This window comes from Paeniglutamicibacter quisquiliarum, from assembly GCF_019084045.1.
In the GTDB taxonomy this organism is placed as follows: Bacteria; Actinomycetota; Actinomycetes; order Actinomycetales; family Micrococcaceae; genus Paeniglutamicibacter; species Paeniglutamicibacter quisquiliarum.
In genome coordinates, this window is sequence record NZ_JAHRED010000005.1 from 229,600 (window position 1) to 252,722 (window position 23,123).

The window sequence follows — 23,123 nt, forward strand, 5'->3', positions numbered from 1 at the left end:
TCTGTGTAGCGGGAGGCAGGGACGCTACACGCATGTATGTGGAGTACCCGGCATCGCCATGACCAACACTTTCCCGAACAAGTCCGCCACCGCCTCCTCGCCCTATGCGGCGCTTCCGCCGCTGGTGGGCTGGGCCTTCTTCCCGCTGGGCTTCTTTGCCCGACTGCCGCTGGCCATGCTGACCATCGGCTCGATGACATTGCTGATCGACTCGACCGGATCCTACGCCGCCGGCGGCATGGCCGCCGCCATGGTCGGCCTGGGCTCCGCCGTGGGCGGACCCACCATCGGCTACCTCTCGGACCGGCTCGGCCAGCGCCGCGTGCTGCTGCCCGTGGCCGTCCTGCAGTCCCTGCTCATCACCGCGCTGCTGTGGTTCGGCGGCGCCGGGCCCCTGGCCCCGCTGGGTGTCATCGTGCTGCTGGCGGTCCTCGCCGGCGCCACCGGCCCGCAGGTCGGCCCGCTGGCCCGCGTGCGCTGGATGGCGCTGACCCGGAAGCGCGAAACCGGCGGGCGCGAGCTCTCCGCGGCGCTGAGCTACGAGTCGATGGTCGACGAGCTGGGCTTCGTGCTCGGCCCGGCCGCCGTGGGCCTGTTCGCCGCGCTGGTCGCCCCCTGGCTGCCGCTGGCCATCGCCGCGGTCCTCACCCTGGTCCTGGTGCCGCTCTTTGCGCTGCACCGCACCGAACGGGCGGTGGTGCCGGCGGTGCGCAACGCCGTGAAGGTCAAGCTCACCGCGCACCAGCTGGGCGGGATCGGCCTCGCGGTCATCGGCATGATCGGCATGGGCACCTTCTTCGGCTCCAGCGCCGCCGGCACCCTGGCCTTCGCCGGCGCGCTGGGCAACGCGAACATCGGCGGGCTGCTCTACGCCGCCGTCGGGCTCACCTCGGCCATTGCCGCACTGTCCGTCGCGTTCTGGCCCAGCGGGTGGCCGCAGGCGAGCCGCTGGCTGGCCGCGGCGATCTTCATGGTCCCCGCCGCACTGGCCCTGCAGCTTCCCGGGGAGCTGGGCCCGATGATTGCCGCGCTGCTGCTGGTGGGCATCCCGGTCGGCCCCATCCTGGTCACCGTGTTCACCCTCGGCGGGGAAATCGCCCCGCCCGCCCGCCTGTCCACGGTCATGACCCTGCTGTCCTCAGGGATCGTGGTGGGCACCGCGATCGGCAACTCCCTGGCCGGACTGCTCGCCGACGCGCACGGCTATGCCGGCGCCTACGCGGTCGCTGCCGGTGCCGCGGGCCTGCTCCTGGTCTCGGGGATTGCGATGGCGATCCTGCGCACTCTCCAGCGCCGCACGATGATGGGCGGTTCCGGCCCGCGCCCCTAGCGGGGCTACCCGGCACCCAAAACGGGCGGTGGTTCGAAAGGGATGATTCCCCGAACCGCCGCCCGCCTGCTTGTGGCACCGGGGACTTAGCCGAGCTCGGCCTCGATGGCGCGGGCGGCGGCCTGCAGGCGCGCACCGATGGCGGCAACCTCGTTCGTCCGGGATCCGGTGCTGTAGACCACTGCAACGGCCGCCGGGAGCTGCCCCGGCACGGTGATGGGTGCCGCGACCGAGGAAAGGCCCGGGATGACCTCGTCGATGCTGGTGGCGTAGCCCAGGGTGCGGGCCTCGGAGGCGATCTGCCGGTACGGCGTCTCGTGGTTCAGCGCTTCCCACTGGGCCTGGGTGAGTGTTGACTGCATGGCAATGCCGGGCGCGCCGTGGCCAAAGGGGTGACGCGAGCCCGGGCGCTGCACCACCGCGGCGTGCACGTGGCGCGGTTCCACGGTGACCAGCGTGGTGCAGTCGGGTTGGTCCCATACGGCTATGAAGGCACACATCTTCAACTCGTTGGCCAGCAACGTCAGTTCCGGAAGGGCCGCGCTCTGCAGGTCCCGCTGCACGCTGCTGGCCAGCACGGCCAACCCCGGGGCGCCATGCACCCGCCCCGATTCGTCGCGGGTGACCAGCCGGTGGGATTCCAAGGTGCGCAGGATCCGGTAGGCGATCGAGCGGTGCACCCCCAGGTCCTCGGCAAGTTCGGCAATGGTCATCGGCCCGTTGGCCTCGGCCAGGATCTCCAGCATGCGGATGCCGCGCGAGAGGGTCTGCGAGGCCGGGGCGGTGGTGCTGGTGGCAGTCATGGGGGTTGGTGCCGTCCTTCGATGGATTCGCGCATTGGGGCACGGCCCGCGGGGGTTGTGGGTCACCCCGCGCTGGGCTATGGTGCAAATACAATTCTCTATTGGAACTGCTCGTTCGATATTAGAACATTTTTCGCGTGAATGCGAGGGACGGGCGGAAGGGAAGCAGGGGCACGCCATGATTGTCCCGGGCCAGCACGAAGTCGCAGAGGGCGGCGTTCCGCGCCGGATCGATGCCTCCACGTTGCCACATTTTCGCGGCAGCCTGGGCCGATTTGCCACCGGGGTGGCGATTGTGACATTTGACGGACAAAGCAGGCGGCACGGCATCACGGTGAACTCGTTCACCTCGGTCTCCATGGACCCGCCCCTGGTGCTGGTCGCCATCGCCCGCTCCACCAGGGCCCACGACGAACTGGCCAACCGCGCCTTCACCGTGAACATCCTCGGCGCCGAGCAAAAGGACCTCGCCTTGCACTTCGCCGGGCGGCCCTCGCACGATCCCGCCTGGATCGAGGGTCCCACCGCCCCGCGCCTGGCGGGAGTGCTCGCCTACTTCTCCTGCACCCCGTGGGCCGCCTACGGCGGCGGGGACCACACGCTCTACCTGGGAGAGGTCCGGGACTTCAACTACCGCCGCGGAGACGCGCTCGCCTTCGCCAACTCGTCATTCACCACCATCCCCGAACGCCACCTGGGCGTCGAGGAGTTGCTCTAGGTCCGAGACCGCAACCGAACAAGCGCCACCACTCAAGAGGGGTATTCACGATGGGCATCCGAACCGGGGCACAGTTCCTAGCCAAGCTGGACGCGATGCGCCCGCACCTGGTCATCGACGGGGAGGTGGTCTCCGGGAATCTCACCCGGCACCCCGCGTTCAGGCAGCTCGCGCTCACCTACGCCAAGCTCTACGACATGCAGCACGACCCTGTGCACCGCGAGGCGCTGACCTATGTCTCCCCGACGTCGGGGGAACTGGTCAATGCCTCCTTCCTGGTGCCGCGCACCGTGCAGGATCTGGCCCGGCGGCGTGCCGCGACGACCACGTGGGCCGAGTATTCCAACGGCTTCCTGGGGCGGACGGCCGACTACATGAACTCCGCACTTACAGCTCTGGCCACCGCCAAGACGTTTTTCGGCCAGGCGGACCCGGTGTTCGGGGAGCGCATCGAGGCCTACTACGAGTTCGCGCGGGAGAACGACCTGCTGGCCACGCACACCCTGATCCCGCCGCAGGTGAACCGCTCGGTCTCCGGTTCCGAGCAGATGGGCGGACAGCTCACCGCCCGCATCGTCGAGGAGCGCGCCGACGGCATTGTGCTCCGTGGCGCCCGCATGCTGGCCACCGTCGCCCCGATTGCCGACGAGTTGCTGGTCTTCCCCTCCACGGTGCTGCGCGGAACCCCCGACGACGCCCCCTATTCCTTCGCCGTGGCCGTGCCCAACGACGCGCCGGGGCTGCGTTACCTCTGCCGCACGGGGCTGCACAACGGTGGGAACACGCACGACGAGCCGCTTGCCGCCCGCTTCGACGAGATCGACGCGGTGGTGGTGTTCGACGACGTGTTCATCCCCAACGAACGCATCTTCATGCTCGGGCGCCCCGAACTCTGCAATGCCTGGTACACCGAGACGGGTGCCGGGGCGCTGATGACCCACCAGGTCGTCACGCGCACCGTCGCCAAGTCCGAGTTCTACCTGGGGCTGGCCTCGGAGATCGCCGGCGCCATCGGCATCGACGGATTCGCGCACATCCAGGAGGACCTGGCGGAGCTGATCCGCAATGTGGAGATCGGCAAGGCGTTGGTCGTCGCCGCCGAGGTGCAGGCGGCCCCCAGCGCCGACGGGGTGCTGCTGCCGCACTGGGCAACGCTGAACGCGGCGCGCAACTGGTACCCGAAGATCTCCCAGCGCTTCCCGGAGATCATCCGGAAGTTCTGCGCCTCGGGCCTGATGGCGCTGCCCGGCCAGGCGGACCTGGAGGTGGCGGGCGATGACATCGCCACGTACCTGCAGGGCAAGTCCCTGACCGGGCCCGAGCGCATCCGGTTGTTCAAGCTGGCCTACGACGCCTCGATCACCGGGTTCTCCGGCCGCCAGGCCCTCTACGAGTACTTTTTCTTCGGCGATCCCGTGCGCATGGCCGGGGCGATGGTCAACGGCTACGACCGCGAGCCGGTGCGTGCCCGGGTGCGCGAATTCCTGGCGCGGGAGGATTGAGGGGCGCCGCCCCAAGCGCGCGGCGCCGGTGGCGGGCGTTCCCGGCCACATGCGGGGAAATGCCGGTCGCCCGCAGACGTGAGCCAACTCACGGGCATGGGTTATCATTGTCAAAGCACTTTACCGTCCGAACGGTCGGTATGACGTGCCGACACTCGTCCACCGCGCGAAGCGCCGAACGCTGGAGTTCTCCCATGGCTTCCTTACCCCTGGCCGCAAGCAGCAAACGTTCCGAGGAACGCCGCGTGCTTGCCGGCACCCTGGTTGGCACCACCATCGAGTGGTATGACTTCTTCATCTTTGCCCAGCTCACGGCAACGCTGCTGACCCCGCTCTTCCTGGCGCCGTTGGGGCAGTCCAACCCCGGATTGGCCCAGATCCTGGCCTTCGCCATGATCGGCATCTCCTTCCTCTTCCGCCCGCTGGGCGCCATCGTCGCCGGCCACCTGGGTGACAAGTACGGACGCAAGCGCGTGCTGGTTGCCACCCTGATCCTGATGGGCGCGGCCACCGCACTGATCGGCCTGCTGCCCACCTACGCCTCCATCGGATTGTGGGCACCGATCCTGCTGGTGCTGCTGCGCATCATCCAGGGCTTCTCCGCCGGCGGGGAATGGGGCGGCGCGGCCCTGATGGCCGTGGAGCACGCCCCGGAAAACAAGCGCGGCTACTTCGGCGCCTACCCGCAGATCGGCGTCCCGATCGGCATGATCATCGCCACCGGCATGCTCTACCTGCTGCGCACCTCGATGACCCCGGAGCAGTTCGGCACCTGGGGCTGGCGCATCCCGTTCCTGCTCTCGGTGGTGCTGATCGTGGTCGGCTACCTGATCCGCAAGGCCGTGGAGGAATCCCCGATCTTCAAGCAGCTCGCGCTGCGCAAGGCCTCCGAGCACACCCCGCTGAAGCAGCTCTTCCAGACCAACACCAAGGAGGTCATCCAGGCCGCGCTGATCTTCATCTCCAACAACGCCGCCGGCTACCTGGTCATCGCGTTCTTCATCGCCTACACCACCAAGGTGGTCGGCATGCCGGCGGCACCGGTGCTCCTGGCCACCACCATCGGCTCGGTCGGCTGGCTGATCTTCACCCTGGTCGGCGGCTGGCTCTCGGACCACCTGGGGCGGCGCAACACCTTCCTGATCGGCTACGGCATCGTCTTTGTCTGGATGATCCCGATGTTCCTGATCATCGACACCGGCAGCGTCTTCCTCTACGGCGTCTCGATCTTCATCCTGACCATCGGCCTGGGCCTGTCCTACGGGCCGCAGTCGGCCATGTACGCCGAGATGTTCCCGGCGCACATCCGCTACTCGGGCATCTCGATCGGCTACGCCCTGGGCGCGATCCTGGGCGGCGCCTTCGCCTCCACCGTCGCCGAGATCCTGCTCCAGCGCACCGGCTGGTCCGGTTCCATCGCCATCTACATCATGGTGCTGACCCTCATCTCGATGGCGGCAGTCATCTGGGTCGGCGAGACCAAGGGCAACAACCTGCACGTCGAGGACGTGGACCCGGACCTGCAGGCAGCCCACGACGCGAAGCACGGCGGCCGGCACGCCTAGCAAAAAATCCCGGCGCACCGCATGAAAGAAGGGCCTGCCGGTTCCGTTTCCCCGCAGCGGGGGAGCGGGACCGGCGGGCCCACTTTTTTGGTCCTGGCGGCGGGTGAAGGCCCGCAGGTTGCACCTAGCGGCGGGGGACCAGGGCGAGGATCTCGTAGTCGGCGAGTGAGTCGAAGCGCGAGTAGAAGGCGCTGACGGTGTGGAACACCCTGGGGGTGATGGCGCAGAGAACCTCGTCGACCAGCGGCTCGATCTGCTTGAGGGCCACCGCAGGGGCCACCGGAACGGCCACCACGATGCGCCCGGCGCCGGCCCCGCGCATCAATTCCACGGCGGCCAGCATGGTCGCCCCGCTGGCGACCCCTTCGTCGACCAGGATGACGGTGCGGCCGGCGACCGGCAGGACCCTCTCGCCCACGAGCAGAGCCCGCAGCTCGTCCAGCTCCCGCCGCGCGGCGGTCTCCACCGCGTCGAGGGTTTCCCGCTCGAAGCGCAACTGCGCCGAATCCCAGACCCCCTCGATGTACTTCAGGGAGGTGTGCTCCCCGTAGGCCGCCAGCGCCGCGAAGGCGATGTCGGTGCGTTCGGGCATCACCAGCCGGCGCACGGCCAGCGCGTCCAGCTCAAGGCCCAGCCGCGCCGCGATCTCCGCCGCCACCGGGATCCCGCCGCGCAACAGGCCGAGCACCAACGCGTTGGGATCGTGGGCGTACTTCTGCAGGTCGGTCGCCAGGAATTCGCCCGCGGCCGTGCGGTCCGAGAAGCGGGTGGGGGCGATGTGTTCGGGTGTCATGTTCCCAAGTCTGCACCAGCGCGCGGCGGCTTGGGGCCCCAGCCACGATCCCGCGCCACTTTGCGGGCCAAAAGCGCACAATTGCGGCTACCATGTGGGCATGAAGCGAGCTGCAGCCCTGGTCCTGGTTTCGGCGATGGCGCTGGCCGCATGCGCCCCGGGCCCGGGTGCGCCGGGCAGCGAATCCGCCCGCCCGGAAATGCACGGCCCCACCACCGGAAGCGGTGCCCCGCCGGGCTCTGCCTCCGCTGTCCCGCCGGAGGCCACCTCCGGCCCGGTACCCAGCGCAACCGATGCCGGGGCGAGGCTCATCGGCCAATGGGGCGGGGCCACCGAGGGATCCCCGGTGCTGTGGTTCGCGGACGGTGGACGCTTCAACGGGCACGACGGGTGCAACTCGCTCAGCGGCAGCTGGGCGCAGTCCGGGCAGGGATTCGCGCTGCGCGACGTGGCCATGACGTTGATCGGCTGCCCGGGTATGGACACCTGGCTCTCGCGCGGAGCCTTCGTCACGGTGGACGGCCAGACGCTGAGGGTCGCGGACCAGGACGGCAAGAACATCGGAACGTTGCCGCGCCTGAACGTGGCCGGCTGATTCGGGCAACGGGAAATGGGCCCGGACCCGGGCCCTGCAACCGAACCTTCGCGCTATTCCACGAGCATCCCCTGCTCCAGGTGGATCCGCCGCCCGGGGAACCCGGCTCGCAGCGCCCTGTCGTGGCTCACCACCACGACGGTGCCCCCGAAGGAGTCCAGCGCCCGTTCCAGGTCATCGCCCAGGGCCGGGGACAGGTGGTTGGTGGGTTCGTCCAGCAAAAGCAGTGACGCCGGCCTGGCGAACAGCCGCGCCACATCGAGCCTGCGCCGCTGCCCCAGCGACATCTCCGACATGCGCAGGGTCAGTTCCTCCGGCCGGAAAAGCCCCAGGGACAGCAGCTGCCCCAGGTCCTCGGCGAGCTCCCGGCCCGAGCCGAAGCAGAAACCCTGGGCCGCCATCCAGTGCCCGGGCCAGTCGGCGGGTTCCTGGCGCAGGTATCCCACCGGCCGGCCGACGCGGCAGGTGCCGGACGGGGGAGTCAGGACCCCCGCGATGACGTCCAGCAACGTCGACTTGCCGGCGCCGTTGGGCCCGGTGAGCAGGACCCGTTCACCAGGTTTCAGCAGCAGGTGGCCGATGGCAAGGCGCCCCGGAACGTGCACGCCGACGAGCTCGACCGCAGCCGCCGAGTCTTCGGCCCCGGAATCTGCCGCGGGACCCGGGGTGAAGCGCAGCGGCTCGAGCGGCGGCTGCGCCTCATTTGCCCGCAACTCCGCCAGGCGCGTGTTGGCCCGGCGCAACGCGGCGGAGGACCCGTGCGAGCGGTCGCGCGCGCGAAACGCACCGTGGCCGAATCCGGGTTTCTCCGTCTTCCGGGGGATCTTGGCCACCGCGCCTTCGGAACGTCCGGCCATGCGGGCTGCCTGTTCCAGTTTGTCCTGCCATTGTTCCCGGGCCAGGATGACGGCCCGGCGCTGTGCTGCCTTGGCCCGCAGGTAGCCGTCGTAGCCATCCGCGTGGCGGGTGGGAACGCCGCGGTCCAGCTCGAGGATCGCATCCGAGACCCGCTCGAGGAACAAGCGGTCGTGCGTGCAGAACACTACGGTTCCGCGGTGGGTAGCCAGCCGGTGCTCCAGCCATTCCAGGCCGGCGGTGTCAAGGTTGTTGGTGGGTTCGTCGAGCAGCAGCACCTCCGGGTTCGCCGCCAGCGTGGCCGCCAGCGCCAGCCTGGACCGCTCCCCGCCGGACAGCGTGTCGAAGCGCCGCCCGCCCGCGATGCCGCCGATGCCGAGCCGGTGCGCCGAGGCGGCCAGGCGCTGCCGTGCCCCGGCGCCGTCCCGGGACTCCTGGAGATCCGTCAGGCGCCCGTATTCCGCCAGTGCCCGGGGCAGCTGGGACTCGGAGGCGAGGGCCAGCCGCGCGGCCGCGGCCTCGATCCGCGATTCAAGGTCCCTGAGCCAGGCCAGGGCATGGTCCAGGAAGTCAGCGACGGTCCACCCCGGTTCGGATGAGGGCTGTTGCGCCAGGTAGCCGAATCCTCCTGCAGCGTGGCGGGTGGCGGTTCCGGCGTCCGGGGCCAGGTCGGCCGCGAGCAGCCGCAGCAGGGTGCTCTTGCCGGCGCCGTTTTCGCCAATGATCCCCAGCCGCTCGCCGGGACGCACCGAGAAGTCGAGGTCGCGGAACACCGGGTGCCCGGCATGGGAAAAGGTGAGGCCGTGAAGGGATAGTTGGGTTCGCATGGGCCATGTCTCGTGTTTTCCGCGCGATGCCCGGCTGCCGGCGGGCAGGCGGGGCCGCGCTCGCTGTAATCGTGAACGGTGGATCGCGCTGTCCACGGACCCCCGGGGGGCGGACACACGCGGGACTGCGGCGGACCGAACGCACCTGCGGGGGTGCGAACGATCGGGCATCACCGGATTACAGGTAGAAAGACAACATGGGCCAAAGATAACAACGAGGACGGGGTGTTGTCGAGGAGCATGCGGGGATTGCCGGGGCTAGGCCCGACGACGGCCGCATCAACGGGGCTAGGCCCGGCGCTGGCGGATGACACCGCAGGTCCCGGCCACCACCACGGCGCCCAGGATGGACGGCACCCAGGTGCGCAGGTTCAGGAATTCGCCGATTCCGGTGCCGAAGGCCATGGCGGCCAGCCAGCCGCCGGCCACGGCACCGAGGACCCCCAGGAGCAGGGCGGCCGTCCAGCCGTGGTGGGCGCGGCCCGGCATAATGTTCTTGAACAGGGCGCCGACGATGAGCCCCAGGACGATCCAGCCAAGCAACCCCATCGAGTTCCCCTTCGATGCAGCGGATACCCGGGCCCGCGGCCGGTGGCTCCGGCCGGCGAGTGTGCCCCGGTGGGCAACAACCTACGACGTGTTCGCACCGGAGGCAATGAACTTGCAGCGCGGGCCGCGGGGCGTCGGCGGGATGCCGGGACCGGCTAGTTGGACTCCCGGGCGTCGTGCTGCCCGCGCGCCTCGCGGGCCTCGAGCAGCAGCCGTTCCACGGCGTCCTCGTCGACCTGCCAAAAATCCTCGTAGTGGGATCCCACCGCGGAAAACTCCCGCGGCGCCAGCAGGCAAACGACCGAAGAGGCACCGGCCATGGAACGGGCCAGGACGCGCGGCGCGACGGGCACCGCGACGATGACCTCCTGCGCCCCGCACTGCGCCGCCACGTCCACGGCGGCATGCATGGTGGCACCGGTGGCCAACCCGTCGTCGCACAACACCACCTTCGCCCCGGTGATGTCGGGCGCGTAGTCGGCGAAGCGCCGGGCGAGCCGATCCAGTTCCGCGGTGGCGCGGGATTCCACCTCCTCCAGCACTGCCTTCGCGCGGGAACCGAGCACATGCTGGTGGACGGTGCGCACCAGGTAGCGGCCCCGGCACGAGCGGTAGGAGGCGACGGCCCCGAAGGCGACCTCCTCCTGTTGCGGCACGCCCAGCTTGCGCACGGCCAACGCGCCGAGCGGGGCGCCCAGCCTTGCGGCCAGCGCCGCCGCGACGGGGATACCGCCGCGCAGCAGGCCCAGCACGATGCTCCCGGAACCCATCCCGCGCTCCACCAGGTGCTCTCCCAACAGCGCCCCGGCCTGGCCCCTGTCCCGGAACTGCGGTCCTGCTTGCCTGTCCATGTATCCAGTGTGCTCGGGTTCGGGGCGGGAGTGAAGACCAATGCCGCCCGGGGCCGCGGATGCCTGCCCGGTGACTTCGCCCCGGTCCGGGAGTACCGTGGGATCCACGCTTCACGCGGTCCCGCCCCCGCCCGGGGCACCAACCACGCGCACGAGGGGAACACCATGTCCAGGCTGATCTACGCGTTTCTCGCATCCTTGGACGGCTACATCGCCGACGAGGACGGGGCATTCGACTGGGCCTATCCGGGTGAGGAGGTGCTCGACTTCATCAACGCCACCGAGCGCGGGGTCGGCACCTACCTGTACGGGCGCACCATGTACGAGATGATGACCGGCTGGGAGAACGACCCGGCCCTGACCGCGGATTCGCCCGGGAACGCCGAGTTCGCCCGGATCTGGCAGGCGGCCGACAAGGTCGTCTTCTCCAGCACGCTGGAGGCCGTGTCCACCAGGCGCACCCGGATCGAGCGCAGCTTCGACCCCGAACCGGTCCGCTCCCTCAAGTCGTCGGCGGGCCTGGACCTGAACATCTCCGGTGCCCGGGTGGCGGCGGAGGCCTGGCGGGCGAACCTGATCGACGAGTGCCAGGTGTATGTCGCACCGATGCTCGTCGGCGGCGGCAAGCGGATGTTCCCCGAGGGCATCCGCCATTCCCTGGAGCTGCTCGAGGAGCGGCGCTTCGAAAACGGCATGGTCTTCCTGCGGTACTCCGTGGGGCACTGACCCGGGCCTCACCCCGGCCCCCGGCCCCCGGCCATCGGCGGGCAAAGGAAAAGGCCGAAGGGCAGGAAAAACGGAAGGGCCGGTGTCCGTGCGCACCATCGGATGATGATGCGCGCGGACACCGGCCCCCTTCGGGCGCCGCGGCGCCGGCGGGTCGGGAAGGCCTAGAGCTGGTGGCCCATCTTGAAGCCGACTTCCTCGCCCGGGTCGCCGGTCAGCGCGTCGCCCGGCGCGCGGGTGTAGGAGAAGCCGTCGGCCCCGACGGTCACCTCCATCTCCGAGGAGTCGGTGCGCTTGATGACCTCGCGCGGGTTGCCGTCCAGGTCCAGGACCTTGGAGGCCTCGGTGTACCAGGACGGGACCACCGGGTTGCCCCACCAGTCGCGGCGCTGGTTGTCGTGCACGTCCCAGGTGATGACCGGGTTGTCCGGGTCGCCGGTGTAGTAGTCCTGGGTGTAGATCTCGATGCGGTGGTCATCCGGGTCCAGGATGTAGAGGTAGAACGCGTTGGAGACTCCGTGGCGGCCCGGTCCGCGCTCGATGCGGTCGGACATGCGCAGCGCGCCCATCTTGTCGCAGATCTGGATGATGTTGTGCTTCTCGTGGGTGGAGAAGGCCACGTGGTGCAGGCGCGGGCCGTCGCCGCCGGTCAGCGCGGTGTCGTGCACGGTGCCCTTGCGGTGCATCCAGGCCGCATAGGTCACGCCCTGGTCGTCCTGGATGTCCTCGGTGACGCGGAAGCCCAGGTCCTCGAGGTACTTGCGCCCGCGCGGGACATCCGGGGTGACCTGGTTGAAGTGGTCCAGGCGGACCAGCTCGCCGGCCGAGTAGATGTCGTAGCGCATGTGCAGGCGCTCGACGTGGGTGGTCTCGAAGAAGAACTCGTACGGGAAGCCCAGCGGATCCTCCACGCGGACCGCGTCGCCGATGCCCTTGACGAAGCCCTCGCTGCGGCGCTCGGTGCGGCAGCCCAGTTCCTTGTAGTACGCCTCGGCGGCGTCGACGTCCTCGGGGGTGCGCACGCGGAAGGCCATGGCCTTCAACGCGGCGACCGGGCCCTGGGTGAGCACCAGGTTGTGGTGGATGAACTCCTCGAAGGAGCGCAGGTAGATCTGGGTCTCGTCCTCGTGGGAGACGTGCAGTCCCAGCACGTCGACGTAGAACTTGCGCGAGGCCGCGAGATCGGTGACGACCAGTTCGGCGTAGGCACAGCGCAGGATGTCCGGGGCCGGGACGGAGGGCTTGGGGATGGTGTTGGAATCGTTGGTGCTCATGGTTCGCTCCTTTGCGGGAAAACTCTTGAAGTGGGGAGGGGGGTAAGGACTAGGCGCCGAACTTGGGCGTGTGGACCTCACCGAGGGTGATGTGCACGGCCTGCTGGTCGGTGTAGAAGTCGATCGAGCGGTAGCCGCCCTCGTGGCCCAGGCCCGAGGCCTTCACGCCGCCGAAGGGGGAGCGCAGGTCGCGCACGTTGTGGCTGTTGAGCCAGACCATGCCGGCCTCGACGTCCTGCGCGAAGTTGTGCGCGCGCTTCAGGTCGTTGGTCCACACGTAGGCGGCCAGGCCGTAGCGGGTGTTGTTCGCCAGTTCCAGCGCCTCCTCGTCGGTGTCGAACGGGGTGATCGCCACGACGGGACCGAAGATCTCCTCCTGGAAGATCCGGGCGTCCGGGGCAACGTCCACGAACACGGTCGGGGCGACGTAGGAACCGTTTTCCTGGCCCTCGGGCAGGTTTTCCGGGCGTCCGCCGCCGGCCACGACGCGGGCCTCGGACTTGCCGATCTCCACGTAGCTCATGACCTTGTCGTAGTGCTCCGGGTGGACCAGCGCGCCGACCTGGGTGGCCGGGTCGTGCGGGTCGCCGACCTTGATGTTCTTCGCGCGCGCCGCGTAGGCCTCGACGAACTTCTCGTAGATCGGGCGCTCCACCAGGATGCGGGAGCCGGCGGTGCAGCGCTCGCCGTTCAGCGAGAAGACGCCGAAGAGGGTCGAGTCGATGGCGGCGTCGAAGTCGGCGTCGGCGAACACGATGGCCGGGGACTTGCCGCCCAGTTCCATGCTCATGCCCTTGAGGTTCTCCGCGCAGTTGCGGAAGATCAGCTGGCCGGTGGAGGATTCGCCGGTGAACGAGATCAGCGGGACCTTCGGGTGCTTGACCAGCGCGTCGCCGGCCTCCTCGCCGATGCCGTTGACCAGGTTGAAGACGCCGTCGGGCAGGCCGGCCTCCTTGAAGATGGTGGCCCACAGCGAGGCCGAGAGCGGGGTGAACTCGGCCGGCTTGAGCACCACGGTGCAGCCCGAGGCGATCGACGGGGCGAGCTTCCAGGACTCGAGCATGAACGGGGTGTTCCACGGGGTGATCAGGCCGGCGACGCCGATCGGCTTGCGGTTCACGTAGTTCAGCTGGGATCCGGGGACCTTCAGCGCGGTGTCGTGCTGGGCGACGATCAGGTCGGCGAAGAAGCGGAAGTTCTCCGCGGCGCGCTGCGCCTGGCCGCGGGCCTGGGTGATGGGCAGGCCGGTGTCGAAGGTTTCCATCTCGGCCAGGCGGTCTTCCTGGGCGACGACGGCGTCGGCGATCTTGTACAGCACCTTGGCGCGGGCCCTGGCGCTCATCGTCGGCCACGGGCCGTTCTTGAATGCCTCGGTGGCCGCATTGACTGCTGCATCGATGTCGGCCTTCTGGCCGGCGGCTGCGGTGGCGTAGGTCTGGTTGGTCACCGGGTCCAGGACCTCGAAGGTTTCCCCGCCGATGGAGTCGACGAACTGGCCGCCGATGTAGTGCTGCAGGTGGGTCGGAAGGTTCTCGGGAACGAAGTGCTTGCTCATGAACTGGCTCCTTGCTGGATGGGGTGGGGCGTCGTGCTGAAGATGTGTGTGGTTGCCTAGAGCGGGGAGGCCGGGAGGTTGGCCGCCGCGAGGTAGGCGTTCAGGGTGGTGGTGCGGTGGGCCCGGGCCGCCTGCTCGATCTCGGCCGCGGGGGCCTTGGCCTCGATCAAGTCCAGGAGGTGGGCGTGTTCCCTCACCGATTCCCGGGCCCGGCCCGGGATGTGGGTGAAGGAGGAGGAGCGCATCACGGCCAGGCGGTTCCAGCCGCGGTGCACCAATTCCAGAATGTGCGGATTGGGGCAGTTGCGGTAGAGCACCTGGTGGAACTCGTTGTTCAGTTCGGTGAAGCGCGGGGCGTCGAAGTCGACCAGCAACTCGGCCATGGCCTGGTTGATGGCCCGGGCCGCGGCCAGCTGGTCATCGTCGATGAACGGGGCGCTCAGCGCGGTGGCCGCTCCCTCGATGATCGCCAGGGTCTGCATGGTGTGCAGGTAGAGGGTGGTGTCGGCTGCCGCCACCATGGCCCCGACGTTGCGTTCGAAGGTCACCAGGCCCTCGGCCTCGAGCCGGCGGATGGCCTCGCGCACCGGGACCACCGAGCAGCCGAGCTCCGCGGCGATGGTGCCGAGCACCAGCCGGTAGCCGGGGGAGAAGGTTCCCTCGGTGATCTTCTCGTGCAGCAGCCGGTAGGCCGACTCTGATTTGCTGGGGGCCATGTCGAGTCCTAGAATTCCGGTTCGCCGTCGGCGACCCACTGGTTGTACTTGGTCTTCCAGTCCGCGTTCATCGGGAACAGGCCCTTGATTTCGGCGCCGTTGGATACGTGCTTGAACACGAAGGTGTCCTGGCGTTCGGACTCGACGACCTCCTCGGCGATTTCCGCTGCAAGGTGCGGCGGGATGACCAGGATGCCGTCGGCGTCGGCGATGACGATGTCGCCGGGAACGATGGTGGTGCCGCCGCAGCCCACGGCCACGTCGGTGTCCCACGGCACGTGCTTGCGCCCGAGCACCGCCGGGTGCGCGCCGTTGTGGAAGGTGGGGATGTCCAGGGCCGCCACGGCGTCGAGGTCGCGGACCCCGCCGTCGGTGATGATGGCCTCGGCGCCGCGGACCTGGGTGCGCATCGCCAGGATGTCGCCCAGGGTGCCGGAGCCCTTTTCCCCGCGGGCCTCCATGACCAGGATCTCGCCCGGGCCGATGTCGTCGATGACGCGCTTCTGGGCGTTGTAGCCGCCGCCGTGGCTCTTGAAGAGGTCCTCGCGGTTGGGCACGTAGCGCAGCGTGCGTGCCGTGCCGATGACCTTCGTCATGCCCTTGGTGGCCTGCAGGCCGTCGACCGAGACGTTGTTCAGCCCGCGCTTGCGCAGCGCGCCGGAGATGGTGGCGGTGGCCACCGACATGAGCTTGGCCTTGACATCATCGGTCAGCGCCTGCTTGCCGGTGACCGGGGTTTCGATGCCCGCGCCGGCGGCGGTGCCAAAGGCGTCGATGCGGTCAGCGTCGGTGATCTTGGGCTGGTTGCCGAAGGCCGCAAAGGCGTCGGTTCCCTCCACCACGGTGGTGGCCAGGCGCCCGGTGGACAGGCCGGCGGCCTCGTCGTCGACCTGCACCTCGACCAGGTCGCCCGGGACGATCACGGAGGATCCGGCCGGGGTGCCGGTGAGGATCACGTCCCCCGCCTTCAGCGTCATCTGCTGGGAGAGGTCCGCGACAATCTGCGCGAAGGAGAAAATGAGCTCGGCAGTCGAGGCGTCCTGGGCGATCTCGCCGTTGACCCAGGTGCGGATGCGCAGGGCGGCCGGGTCGACCGCGGCTGCCGGCAGCAGCGCGGGGCCCATCGGGGTGTAGCCGTCGCCGGACTTGGAGCGGATGTTCGAGCCCTTGTCGGCGTACTTCATGTCGTAGACGCCCAGGTCGTTGGAGGCCGTCACGTGGCCGACGTGGCTCCAGGCCTGCTCGACGGAGACGCGGCGGGCGTCGGTGCCGATGACCAGGGCGATCTCGCCCTCGAAGGCGAGCAGCTCGGTGCCGGCGGGGCGCTCGACGGTGGCCCCCGAGGCGGCCAGCGAGGAGGAAGCCTTCATGAAGTACGACGGGAAGGCCGGGGTGCGCCCGCGCTGGGCGGCCCGCGAGGAATAGGAGAGATGCACCGCAAGGACCTTGCCGGCCTTGTCGAAGATGGACTGGTCGACCTGCACCAATTCGGTGGCTGTGGCGTCGCTGCTCACGGTTTCCTCCTGTTGTGTATGAAATCGTATACGATCTAGTGTGATGCGCATCTCCGCGCTTGTCAAGACGTGTCGGCGAACACGTCCGCCCGGTACCGGGGAACGGGGCCTCCGACCCCGGAATCGCGCGGAAAATTGCCTACCGGTCGGGCGAAAAATTGCACCTCCGGGTACGTTGCCCCTTCGCCTTCGCAGCCTGCGGGGGCCCGCTCCTGGAAGCCTAAAACGGCAGGGTGAACACCGTCCACCGATTTGCCGACGGGCAGCCAAACCCCGCTGGCGGCCGCTCCGGCCCCAAAATGTCGGAACGGACCGGAAGGATTCGACGGGTCAGGTCCCTCTTTCGGCCCAGGAGCAAACGCCATGCAACCCACCAGCCAGTGCCTCCCGTGGTGCGCGAAAAGCCCCGCCCGGGACTGCGACGGGGACTGCCTCGCGCGAACCCGGCTGTACACCCGGCCACCGATGCTCAGCGGCAGGGAGCATCTGCCGGGAATCGAGTGGACGGGTGCGGACGCCAACGAGCTGGAATTCGTGGTGGGCACCGATGCCTGGGAACCGGGGGAGGACGCGCCGCCGATCTGGACCTGCCTCAATTTCAGGCACGTGGTGTCGGATCGCCGGCACGATCCCGAGGCCTCCCTGCAGACCAATGTCCCGGGCATGAGAACCATCCATGCGCAACTGGGAAGGTTCCTGGCCCTGGTCCGCAGCGGGGACGCGCACCGCGCCGAGGCTCGGCCCGGTTCCGGGCCCCGGCAGGCGGGCTGGAAGGCACAGGACCCGGCGGAGCACAACCTGGACAACTGCCAGCCATGGTGCCGGGAGCACGGCGAAGAAGGGTGCGGCTTGCGCATGACGCTGGCGCTGACCGCTGCCCGCGGGACGGACAACCGGCTGTACGGGGCGCAGGAATCCGCCGACCCGACCGCAGACCTCCTCGCCGCCCGGGCCCTCCTGACCCCCGGTGCCGCGGGCTGCCAGGACCTTCTCCAGGTGGGCCTTGACTGCTGGAACACCCTGACCGAGTCCGCGCCGGAGCACCAGCGTGACCGCGCCACATCGCTGCCCGTGACATTGACCGACCTCAAGCGCATCCACACCAGGCTCGGCAAGCTGCTCGCGGAGGTGGATCCCTTTCGCTAGGGCCCGCCGCGCAAATCGCTTGGCATCGACATGCCGCAACGGTAGCGTGGGAGCCACGACACCGGCGGATTCCATGCCTGGATCCGGTCAGGTACGACTCCCCAACGGGCAACACCACTCAAGGAGACGAAACATGTCGACGAATTCCCCCAACGGTCCCGAACACCGGGACGAATACCCCGATGACGCCGCGGAGCTCGGCGGCGGAACAATGTCCGACGTTGACCCCCTCGAAGGCCCGGAAGATCCGGGAACCGTCGATCCGTTCCAGGACTCCGAGTATCTGGCCACGCATCTGCCCGACGACGCCGAGGCGCTGCCGGGCACCGGCAGCGATGAAGCCGGAACCGATGCGCCGTCCGAGGACGAAGAGCGCTTCGACGCGGGGTAGGGAGATGACCTCACGGCCGGAGCGGAAAATGGTCGGCTTGATGGCCGACGCCGGCATGCCGCTGGTCCGTGCCCTGGAACTGGAGAAAACCCTCCCCGCCCAGCTGGGGGCGACGTTGGATTCGGCCACCGACTGGGAGCTGGAGGTCGCGGAGTTTTCGCTTCCGCTTGACACCAAGGGAGAAGTCGAACTCAACGAGCATGCCAGCCAACTGCGCGAAGCGGGGAAGTGGGACTACCTGATCTACCTGACCGACCTGCCCAAGTACGAGAACGGCGAGCCGGTGGCAACCAGCCTGAACGCCGGTTCCCAATCCGCCGTCGTGGTCCTGCCCGCCCTGGGCATTGTGCGCCGGAAGCGGCTGCAGCGGGCGGTGGTACAGGTCCTTGCCGCCCTGCACGGTGTCGGCGACCCCTACCTTCGGGACGACGGACGGGTTTCGGCAGCCGTCGACCCGTTTTCCGTCGAGCGCCGGGTCGAGGCGGCCCAGGCGGAGGACGACGCCTTCGAAACCGTCAAGGGCCTGCGGGGCCGCCTGCTCTTGCTGCTGGGGATGGTGCGCAGCAACCGGCCGTGGCGACTGGTGCCCAGCTTGTCCACGGCCATGGCCGCCGCCCTGGCCACCGGCGCCTTCGGCGTCTTTTACACGAGCATCTGGAGCATGGCCGACTACCTTCCGCCGCAGCGGCTCGCCCTCATCAGCCTGCTGTCGGTCATCGGCATGGGTTCGTGGCTGGTGTTGCACAACGGCCTCTGGGAACGGCCCGTCGGCGTCCGCCACCGGGAGAAGCGGGTGGTCTACAACCTGGCGACGGTGCTGACCATTGTCTCCGCGATCCTGTTGATGTATCTTGTGCTGTTCGCCGTCATCCTCACCGGTGCCCTGATCATCATCGACGCCAAGTTCTTGGCCCAGGAACTGGGGCACGACGTTGGATTCGGCGAATACCTGAACCTGTCCTGGCTTTCGGCGTCGTTGGGAACCCTGGCCGGTGCCCTGGGTTCGAGCCTGGACAACGAGGAATCCGTGCGCAAGGCCACCTTCAGCAGTCGGGAGTACGAACGCCGGCAAATCCGGCTGACCAAGGACGACGACGACCAGTAGCCTCGGCAGCAAGACCCTGATTTAGGCACACCATCGAAGGAGAACAATGAAACTCATCACCAAGCCCCTCATCATCGCCATCTCGCTCCTGGCCGGACTGGCCGCGGCGCGGATCTCCGGTGCCATCTGGAAGGGGGCCACCGGCGAACAGCCTCCCAACGTGACCAACCCGGATGCGCAGCAACGCGAGAAGATCGGCAAGGTGCTGGCCTTCGCCGTCATCTCCGGCGCCACCGCATCGGTAATCCAGGCCGTCACCAAGCGCTGGACGCAGAACATGGTCGAGAAAAAACGCACCCCGTAGGAAACCCCCCCCGAAGGGACGGAACCCGGGCTGGAACGGCGTGAGGACGACGCGTCCCACCGGGTGGACGCGCCGCAGGACGAGGAGGCTTCCGGCGCCGCCAGGACCTTGCGGCTCGGCTTGCAGCGACGGTTGCCGCCGCGACTGCGGATTCATTGATCACCCCGGGGCTTTGCCCTAGCGTGAATCGTACGAGCACACCGCCTACGAAGACTGGAGGATTTCCCATGGATGAGCGCGAGCCCCTCAAGCCCGACTCCGGCGCCCAGCTTTCCCCGGACAACCCCGTCACCCGCCACCCCAGGATCTCGCCGCCCAAACAGGACCAACCGGAACCCGGCCTTGACGCCAAGCTCGATCCCCGGGCCGACCACGGCGAAAAATCCTACGTCGGGACGGGGCGGCTCAAGGGGCGCAAGGCGCTGATCACCGGAGGCGATTCGGGCATCGGCGCGGCCGTGGCCATCGCCTTCGCCAGGGAGGGGGCGGATGTCGCCATTGCCTACCTGCCGGCGGAGGCGGAAGACGCCCGCAAGGTCATCGGCGTGATCGAGGCCGAGGGACGCGTCGGCATCGGGCTGGCCGGCGACCTCCTCGACGCCGACTACCGCAACTCGCTGGCCGACGAGGCGGCGGAGAAACTCGGGGGCCTGGACATCCTGGTCAACAACGCCGGGAAGCAGGTGGCCATCGAGAATCTCGAGGACCTTGACGACGAGCAGGTCCTGCAGACCTTCCAGGTCAACATCCTGGCCATGTTCACCATCACCCGCGCGGCGCTCAAGCACCTCCCGGCCGGCTCCAGCATCATCAACACCACCTCGGTCCAGGCCTACGACCCGTCGCCGACACTGTTGGACTACGCCTCGACGAAGGCGGCGATCAACGCGTTCACCAAGGGACTGGGCGTGCAGCTGGCGCCCCGCGGAATTCGAGTCAACGCGGTTGCGCCCGGTCCCATCTGGACCCCGTTGCAGGTCTCGGACGGCCAGCCCAAGGACAGATTGCCGAAGTTCGGGCACAACGTTCCCCTCGGCCGCGCCGGCCAGCCCGTGGAACTGGCGCCCGCCTACGTATTCCTCGCGTCGGCCGAATCCAGCTACGTCATCGGGGAGACCCTGAACGTCAACGGCGGCAAGTCAACTCCCTGAACCGGGTGCCGGGCCGGAAAAATCAAAGGAGAATCCACGATGGATAACCAGGACCTTCCCGGCGGGGAGGAACAAGCAACGCCGGTGCCGGCAAGCGGCGAAAAGCCGGCCGCGGATCCGCCACCGGGGGATACGGAATCGAATACGCGCGTGAGCGAGAGTGAAGCGGATCCTTTGAACCCTCGGCCGGACGATCCGGAATGGTCCGACATCCCCGATAACTCCCGGAGCCACGCCGGGATGGCAACATCCAGTCCCGAAGACCCCGGGACCGAATTCGACAGACAGGACAATATCGCGATGACCGAGAATTCAGCCTTCGAGCCGGCGAATGAGCAGGCGCCGGAATCCGACGAAACAGCCGAGATCGATTCGCCTGATCCGGGTGCCACGTCCAATCCCGATCCCGTGGAACAACGGATCACAGGCCTGGAACCCGGTGGTGGAGTCCCGCCGGGCGAAACGCCCCCGGGCGAGGGGTCCATGAGCCAGGACCAGGGGCACGAAGAATAGCCCGACCCCACGGGCGGCCGCATGTCCGCCAATATCTGGAACCGTCCCAACGCCCAAGACGACTCCAGCAGGAACCTGACCTGCACCGCCACGGGCCGGCGGCTGCTGCACGGCGTGGGCACAAGCTGCCTGACGGACTAGATTTCGAAGCGGTAGCCCATGCCGGGTTCGGTTATCAGGTGCCGGGGATTTGCGGGGTCCTGCTCGAGCTTGCGCCTGAGCTGGCCCACGTAGATGCGCAGGTAGTGGGTTTCCTTTTCATAAACCGGACCCCAAACCTCGCTGAGGATTTGCTGTTGGGACACCAGCCTTCCCCGGTTTTCCACGAGCAATTGCAGCACGCCCCATTCGCGCGGGGTGAGCCGGATCCGGCGTCCGGCCCGGGAGATGGTTGCCGCCATCAGGTCGATCTGCAGATCGCCCGCCTCCACCACCCCGGCCTCGCGGACGGGCCAGGAACGCCGCTCGACGGCGCGGAGTCTGGCCAGAAGCTCATCCAGGCCGAAAGGCTTCGTGACATAGTCATCGGCCCCGGCGTCGAGGGCCTCGACCTTGTCCGAGGAGCCATGGCGGGCCGAGAGCACGATAATGGGCAGTTCCGTCCAGGTGCGCAGCCGGCGGATGACCTCGGTGCCGTCCATGTCCGGAAGCCCGAGGTCGAGCACGAGCACGTCGGGTGGCTGGGAAGCGGCAGCCCGCAGGGCGTTGGCGCCGTCGGCTGCGGTCGTGACGGCGTAGCCTTCGGCCTCAAGATTGATTTGCAGGGCGCGTACGAGCTGGGGTTCATCGTCGACGAGCAGGACGCTTCTCATTCCACGTCCCTGAACGTTGCCGACCCGGTATAGAGGGGCAGCCGGATGACCATGGTGAGTCCGCCGCCGGGGGTTTCCTCGGCCAGCAGCTGGCCGTCCATGGCGTCGATGAATCCCTTGGCCACCGCCAGCCCCAGGCCGATGCCGGCATCGCCGGACGCGTCATCGAGCCGCTGAAAAGGCTGGAACATCGCCACGACCCGGCCCGCGGGCACCCCGTCGCCATGATCCACGACGCGCAGCTCGCCAAAGGGACGGCCGTCGGGCCCTGCATGCAGGCTGCCCCCGGCCGTGGCCCGCACCACGATGTCCGTGTCCGGGGCGTACTTCACGGCGTTCTCCACGATGTTGGCCAGCGCCCGCTCAAGCAACCCGCGATCCGCGTCCACCGGCGGCAGGTTGGGGGCAAGCTCCACGTGGACGGCCCCGACCGGAACCCCGGCGAGCCCTTCGGGAACAACTTCCAGCCAGGTGACGGGTTCGTGAAGCACCTGGACGCTGTCGCTGGAGAGCCGGGACATGTCCAACAGGTTCCCCACCAGTCCCTTGAGCCGGTCGGTGAAGCTCTGCACCGCGTCCAACATCTCTTCCTGCTGCGCCACGCTGGTCTTGGAACGCTGGCGGCGCAGGGCGGTCAGGGCCAGCTCGATACCGGCCAGCGGCGTCCGGAGGTCATGCGAAACGGCGCGCAGGATTGAAGTCTTGACGCGGTTGCCCTCGATGAGCTTGACCGAATCGCGCAGGCGCAGGACGAGCCTCTCACGCTCCAGCAATGCAGCAAGATGTGCCTCGTAGGCGTTCAACAGGCGCCGATCCGCACCTGCAGGCGCCGGCTGCCTCAACCCGATTGCCAGCCCGGGCCGCGGCCTGTCGATGGTGCCGGCGTCCTCCGGCAGCTGCGGCGCGTCCGGACCGGCGGAGGCACGCAGCCGCCACAATCCGTCGCCAGCGCCTTCAAAGACGCTGACCCCGTTGAGCTGGAACTGCCCACGCAGCTGCTCGAGGAACTCCTCCGAACTTTGGTCACCGGCCAGGGACGTGCGCGCCAACTCGCTCAGCGTGGCGGCCTCGGCGCTGGAGAGGGCGGCGGCCCGGGAGCGGCGGGCGGATATCCCCACGACCAGGGCAACCGTAATCCCGACTCCCAGATAGACCAGCAGGACGAAAAAGTCCTGCGGGTCATTGACCGTCAATGTGCCCACGGGATGGGTGACGAAATAGTTCAGCAGCAGCGCGTCCAGGACCGCCGCGAGCACCGCCGGCCACAGGCCGCCGATGAAGGCGACCACAATCACCGGGCACAGCCGTGCCAAGGCATGGGTCGCCAGGTTCAGTTCCTCGAAGGGAGATAACAGGATGGTCATTCCCGCCGGCAGCACAAGCGCAAGAACAAATCCGGCAACGGTGCGCATCGTGCCCAGCCCGGAGGCGGCAGAACCTGCTCTCCCGATGCTTCTGCCGCGGATCATTCACCCATTATGCCCGACCTGGCCGAATCTTTACGGGACCCTTACGCCAAACCCCGCCG

At 68.4% G+C, this 23,123-nt stretch carries 23 protein-coding genes; 12 read left to right on the plus strand and 11 right to left on the minus strand.

All coding sequences use genetic code 11. The features are described 5' to 3' along the window. Nucleotides 1–58 precede the first annotated feature (58 nt). Nucleotides 59–1,330, plus strand: a complete 1,272-nt coding sequence (locus KRR55_RS11310) for an MFS transporter (protein WP_217389183.1) — start codon at nt 59–61, stop codon at nt 1,328–1,330. Between the two features lie 86 nt (nt 1,331–1,416). On the opposite strand, the gene KRR55_RS11315 is transcribed toward KRR55_RS11310, so the two are convergent. Continuing rightward, on the minus strand, nt 1,417–2,133 hold the full coding sequence (locus KRR55_RS11315) for an IclR family transcriptional regulator (protein ID WP_217389184.1): 717 nt from the start codon (nt 2,131–2,133) through the stop codon (nt 1,417–1,419). 178 nt (nt 2,134–2,311) lie between these two features. Between KRR55_RS11315 and KRR55_RS11320 the strand changes: the two genes are divergently transcribed. The 3 genes from KRR55_RS11320 (at nt 2,312) to KRR55_RS11330 (ending at nt 5,918) form a co-directional block, all read left to right on the plus strand. Then, entirely contained in the window at nt 2,312–2,851 is a 540-nt protein-coding gene (locus KRR55_RS11320) for a flavin reductase family protein (protein WP_217389185.1), read from the plus strand. Nucleotides 2,852–2,901: 50 nt separating this feature from the next. Beyond that, nucleotides 2,902–4,353: a 4-hydroxyphenylacetate 3-monooxygenase, oxygenase component gene (gene hpaB / locus KRR55_RS11325; protein ID WP_217389186.1), complete on the plus strand. Its 1,452-nt coding sequence runs from the start codon at nt 2,902–2,904 to the stop codon at nt 4,351–4,353. Nucleotides 4,354–4,547: 194 nt separating this feature from the next. Further along, nucleotides 4,548–5,918 (plus strand): MFS transporter, encoded by a 1,371-nt coding sequence (locus KRR55_RS11330; RefSeq protein WP_217389187.1) that lies wholly within the window; start codon nt 4,548–4,550, stop codon nt 5,916–5,918. 124 nt (nt 5,919–6,042) lie between these two features. Here KRR55_RS11330 and KRR55_RS11335 read toward each other — a convergent pair whose 3' ends face one another. Continuing rightward, nucleotides 6,043–6,711: a phosphoribosyltransferase gene (locus tag KRR55_RS11335; protein ID WP_217389188.1), complete on the minus strand. Its 669-nt coding sequence runs from the start codon at nt 6,709–6,711 to the stop codon at nt 6,043–6,045. Nucleotides 6,712–6,811: 100 nt separating this feature from the next. Between KRR55_RS11335 and KRR55_RS11340 the strand changes: the two genes are divergently transcribed. Further along, the gene (locus tag KRR55_RS11340) at nt 6,812–7,306 is read left to right on the plus strand and encodes an META domain-containing protein (protein WP_217389189.1); all 495 of its coding nucleotides are present in this window, start codon (nt 6,812–6,814) and stop codon (nt 7,304–7,306) included. 53 nt (nt 7,307–7,359) lie between these two features. Here the strand turns inward: KRR55_RS11340 and KRR55_RS11345 are convergent, their stop codons facing one another. The 3 genes from KRR55_RS11345 to KRR55_RS11355 all read right to left on the minus strand — a co-directional run bounded on the left by KRR55_RS11345 (nt 7,360) and on the right by KRR55_RS11355 (nt 10,388). After that, nucleotides 7,360–8,988, minus strand: a complete 1,629-nt coding sequence (locus KRR55_RS11345; RefSeq protein ID WP_217389190.1) for an ABC-F family ATP-binding cassette domain-containing protein — start codon at nt 8,986–8,988, stop codon at nt 7,360–7,362. Between the two features lie 288 nt (nt 8,989–9,276). Then, nucleotides 9,277–9,537: a GlsB/YeaQ/YmgE family stress response membrane protein gene (locus tag KRR55_RS11350; RefSeq protein ID WP_217389191.1), complete on the minus strand. Its 261-nt coding sequence runs from the start codon at nt 9,535–9,537 to the stop codon at nt 9,277–9,279. Nucleotides 9,538–9,692: 155 nt separating this feature from the next. Continuing rightward, complete coding sequence (locus KRR55_RS11355; protein WP_217389192.1) at nt 9,693–10,388, minus strand: phosphoribosyltransferase; 696 nt, start codon at nt 10,386–10,388, stop codon at nt 9,693–9,695. A gap of 165 nt (nt 10,389–10,553) precedes the next feature. Between KRR55_RS11355 and KRR55_RS11360 the strand changes: the two genes are divergently transcribed. Next, entirely contained in the window at nt 10,554–11,114 is a 561-nt protein-coding gene (locus KRR55_RS11360) for a dihydrofolate reductase family protein (RefSeq protein WP_217389193.1), read from the plus strand. A 164-nt stretch (nt 11,115–11,278) separates the two neighbouring features. On the opposite strand, the gene hpaD is transcribed toward KRR55_RS11360, so the two are convergent. The 4 genes from hpaD to KRR55_RS11380 are packed head-to-tail and all read right to left on the minus strand — an operon-like array spanning nt 11,279 to nt 16,173. Then, a complete protein-coding gene (hpaD, locus tag KRR55_RS11365) occupies nt 11,279–12,388 on the minus strand; it encodes a 3,4-dihydroxyphenylacetate 2,3-dioxygenase (protein WP_217389194.1) in 1,110 nt (369 codons plus the stop codon). Between the two features lie 49 nt (nt 12,389–12,437). After that, nucleotides 12,438–13,943 (minus strand): 5-carboxymethyl-2-hydroxymuconate semialdehyde dehydrogenase, encoded by a 1,506-nt coding sequence (gene hpaE, locus KRR55_RS11370; protein WP_217389195.1) that lies wholly within the window; start codon nt 13,941–13,943, stop codon nt 12,438–12,440. 56 nt (nt 13,944–13,999) lie between these two features. After that, entirely contained in the window at nt 14,000–14,659 is a 660-nt protein-coding gene (locus KRR55_RS11375) for a GntR family transcriptional regulator (protein WP_217389196.1), read from the minus strand. 8 nt (nt 14,660–14,667) lie between these two features. After that, nucleotides 14,668–16,173, minus strand: coding sequence for a fumarylacetoacetate hydrolase family protein (locus tag KRR55_RS11380; RefSeq protein WP_217389197.1), 1,506 nt, complete (start codon nt 16,171–16,173; stop codon nt 14,668–14,670). 363 nt (nt 16,174–16,536) lie between these two features. Here KRR55_RS11380 and KRR55_RS11385 point away from each other — a divergent pair, with 363 nt between their 5' ends. The 6 genes from KRR55_RS11385 (at nt 16,537) to KRR55_RS20750 (ending at nt 20,783) form a co-directional block, all read left to right on the plus strand. After that, the gene (locus KRR55_RS11385) at nt 16,537–17,319 is read left to right on the plus strand and encodes a hypothetical protein (protein ID WP_217389198.1); all 783 of its coding nucleotides are present in this window, start codon (nt 16,537–16,539) and stop codon (nt 17,317–17,319) included. A 133-nt stretch (nt 17,320–17,452) separates the two neighbouring features. Further along, complete coding sequence (locus tag KRR55_RS11390; protein WP_217389199.1) at nt 17,453–17,710, plus strand: hypothetical protein; 258 nt, start codon at nt 17,453–17,455, stop codon at nt 17,708–17,710. A gap of 4 nt (nt 17,711–17,714) precedes the next feature. Further along, nucleotides 17,715–18,815 carry a hypothetical protein gene (locus KRR55_RS11395; protein WP_217389200.1) on the plus strand — a complete coding sequence of 367 codons (1,101 nt, stop codon included), beginning with the start codon at nt 17,715–17,717 and terminating at the stop codon, nt 18,813–18,815. A 46-nt stretch (nt 18,816–18,861) separates the two neighbouring features. Beyond that, entirely contained in the window at nt 18,862–19,119 is a 258-nt protein-coding gene (locus KRR55_RS11400) for a DUF4235 domain-containing protein (RefSeq protein WP_217389201.1), read from the plus strand. A gap of 227 nt (nt 19,120–19,346) precedes the next feature. Further along, complete coding sequence (locus tag KRR55_RS11405) at nt 19,347–20,270, plus strand: SDR family oxidoreductase (RefSeq protein WP_254456100.1); 924 nt, start codon at nt 19,347–19,349, stop codon at nt 20,268–20,270. A gap of 39 nt (nt 20,271–20,309) precedes the next feature. After that, nucleotides 20,310–20,783 (plus strand): DUF6480 family protein, encoded by a 474-nt coding sequence (locus tag KRR55_RS20750; protein ID WP_418888836.1) that lies wholly within the window; start codon nt 20,310–20,312, stop codon nt 20,781–20,783. A gap of 137 nt (nt 20,784–20,920) precedes the next feature. Here the strand turns inward: KRR55_RS20750 and KRR55_RS11415 are convergent, their stop codons facing one another. Both KRR55_RS11415 and KRR55_RS11420 read right to left on the minus strand, forming a co-directional pair. Next, nucleotides 20,921–21,595, minus strand: a complete 675-nt coding sequence (locus KRR55_RS11415; RefSeq protein WP_217389202.1) for a response regulator — start codon at nt 21,593–21,595, stop codon at nt 20,921–20,923. Further along, entirely contained in the window at nt 21,592–23,064 is a 1,473-nt protein-coding gene (locus KRR55_RS11420; RefSeq protein WP_217389203.1) for a sensor histidine kinase, read from the minus strand. The genes KRR55_RS11415 and KRR55_RS11420 overlap by 4 nt, the downstream gene beginning before the upstream one ends. Between the last annotated feature and the right edge of the window lie 59 nt (nt 23,065–23,123).